This is a genomic window from Tenacibaculum sp. TC6 (assembly GCF_050606265.1).
Lineage (GTDB): Bacteria > Bacteroidota > Bacteroidia > Flavobacteriales > Flavobacteriaceae > Polaribacter.
The window spans coordinates 12449-15298 of the sequence record NZ_JBOCUK010000051.1; the positions used below are offsets into that span (position 1 = coordinate 12449).

Genomic DNA, 2850 nt, shown 5'->3' on the forward strand with positions numbered 1-2850 from the left:
AGCATTAATGCTTCTACAGGACAGATAGATGTATCGGCTTCAACACCTAACACCTATACTGTAACCTATACAACAGCTGGTACTTGCCCTAACTCTTCAACTACCTCTGTTACCATTAATGCTTTAGACGATGCTTCTTTTAGCTACGGAGCTTCTTCATATTGTGTAAGTGCTTCTGATCCATCACCTACTATCACAGGACTTACTGGAGGGACTTTTAGTTCTACTGCTGGATTAAGCATTAATGCTTCTACAGGACAGATAGATGTATCGGCTTCAACACCTAATACCTATACTGTAACCTATACAACAGCTGGTACTTGTCCTAACTCTTCAACTACCTCTGTTACCATTAATGCTTTAGACGATGCTTCTTTTAGCTACGGAGCTTCTTCGTATTGTGTAAATGCTTCTGATCCATCACCTAGTATTACAGGACTTACAGGGGGAACGTTTTCTTCAACTTCGGGACTAAGCATTAATGCCTCTACAGGACAGATAGATGTATCGGCTTCAACACCTAACACCTATACTATAACCTATACAACAGCTGGTACTTGTCCTAACTCAGCAACAACCTCTATTACTATTAATGCTTTAGATGATGCTTCTTTTAGCTACAGTACTTCTTCGTATTGTGTAAATGCTTCTGATCCATCACCTACTATTACAGGGCTTACAGGGGGAACGTTTTCTTCAACTGCGGGACTAAGCATTAATGCTTCTACAGGACAGATAGATGTATCGGCTTCAACACCTAACACCTATACTGTAACCTATACAACAGCAGGAACTTGCCCCAACTCTTCAACCACCTCTGTTACTATTAACGCTTTAGATGATGCTTCTTTTTCTTATGGCGCATCTTCATACACAATAGACGACTCTGATCCTACGCCAACTATTACAGGTTTAACAGGTGGAACTTTTAGCTCTACAGCCGGACTAAGTATTAGTGCTTCTACAGGAACCATAGACGTATCAGCCTCTGCACCAAACACTTACACTATAACATATACAACTACCGGAGCTTGTTCTAACTCTGCTACTTTCTCAGTAACAGTTAACTATAGCACGTATACTTGGACTGGAAATATTAATAATAACTGGGAACAACCAGGTAACTGGAACACAAATGTAGCACCTCATGCTACTGGAAATGTGATCATACCTTCAGGTTTAACTAACTATCCAACTGCTTCATCAGCTGTTACTTTTAACTCGTTAACCATTAATAGTGGAGCTTCTTTTATACCACAAAGCACGGTTACGGGTACCGTAACCTATAAAAGAGACTTACCTACTACCAACTGGTATTTAATCTCGCCTCCCGTTTCAGGAGAAACACTGGAAGATGTTATTGCCAATCATACCCTAGCTTCTGGATCTGGTCCAAATTTAGGACTCGCTCCATATAGCAATATTACTGGGGCTGCATGGTATTATGTAGCATCAGGGCAAACAGGTGCTATGCCCTCAGGAAAAGGATATTCTATCAAATTAGCGACTCCTGGAACAGTTTCACTTACAGGTACTGCAAACACCTCTAATGTTTCCATGCCTATTTCTACCGGTAGTAGAACAAACTATAATCTGATAGGAAATCCATATACTTCTTATATTAATTCTGCTAGTTTTACTGCTGCTAATACTGCCTTACTTACCCAACAAACTATATGGTTATGGAATGGCAGTCAGTATGTAACCTATAATGCAACCTCCCCTATTGAAATTGCTCCAGGGCAAGGTTTCTTTATAGAAGCAAACACAAGTAACAATGTAATATTTTCTTTTGCTAATCAAAGTCATCAAACATCAGACACTTTTATGAGGCAGGCTTCACATCCTACTTTTGAATTATTTGCTGAAAGTAAAGATGGTAAAAAATCTACAAAAGTATTTTATGTAGAAGGAAAAACTACCGGTTTTGATAATGGTTATGATTCTAAAATGTTTGGCGAAAACACTGGTAGCTTCTCAGTTTTCACAGAACTTTTAACTGATAATGATGGTCAAAAGTTAGCTATTCAAACATTACCTAATACAAACTATGAAAATATGGTAATTCCGGTTGGTTTAAAAGCAGATGCAGGTAAACAAATTACTTTCACAACTAATGCTTTAAACTTACCTACTGATATTAATATTTATTTAGAAGATAGAATCAATAACGTATTTACTGATTTAACTAAAGAAAATTATACGGTAACAATTTCTGAAAAATCAGAAGGTATCGGTCAATTCTACATTCACGCTAAAAGTCAGGTATTAAGTACTGATAACTTACAGCAAAATTTAAGTAATGTTAGCATTTATAAATCTTCAAGAAATGAGTTAACCGTAGCCGGATTACAAACAGAAAAAGCATCTTTAACTGTATACTCTGTTCTTGGTAAAAAGTTAGCAAACACTACTTTTAAATCTAGTGGAGCATACACAACTTCATTACCGGAATTAGCTTCTGGAATATATATTGTAGAAGTAAGCTCTGAGTTAGGGAAAGTGAGCAAAAAAATTATTATTAAATAATTTAATTTAGAAGACATCATGAAAAAACAAGAAATAAAAAACTCAGCAGATATAACTCGTAAAGAAGCTTTAAAAAAGATAGGAAACTATGGTAAATATACAGCTTTAACTGCTTTAGGCACGTATTTACTATTAAACCCTAAGAAAGCTCAGGCAGCAAGTCCTGAAGATCCAGGAGACGGATTTTAATAATTAATATATTCAACAAAAAAACCTCAAGAAATTTCTTGAGGTTTTTTTATACTTATCTTGTCCCGTCCTGAAATAGCGTTACACTAAAAATTAAGTGTCATGAAAAACAAACATGTAAAACGTACTCAA

General features: G+C 36.3%; 2 protein-coding genes. Both read left to right on the plus strand.

Going from position 1 to position 2850, the window contains the following annotated elements; all coding sequences use genetic code 11:
• Positions 1-2529: T9SS type A sorting domain-containing protein (locus ACQY1Q_RS16555; RefSeq protein WP_431006445.1), on the plus strand; the 2529-nt coding region annotated here is incomplete at its 5' end.
• Between the two features lie 18 nt (positions 2530-2547).
• The gene (locus ACQY1Q_RS16560) at positions 2548-2718 is read left to right on the plus strand and encodes a hypothetical protein (protein ID WP_431006446.1); all 171 of its coding nucleotides are present in this window, start codon (positions 2548-2550) and stop codon (positions 2716-2718) included.
• Positions 2719-2850 lie beyond the last annotated feature (132 nt).

Bases quoted from the DNA above. Each gene is read 5' to 3' on its own strand.
- ACQY1Q_RS16560 (WP_431006446.1), top strand. From the start codon at position 2,548: ATGAAAAAACAAGAAATAAAAAACTCAGCAGATATAACTCGTAAAGAA.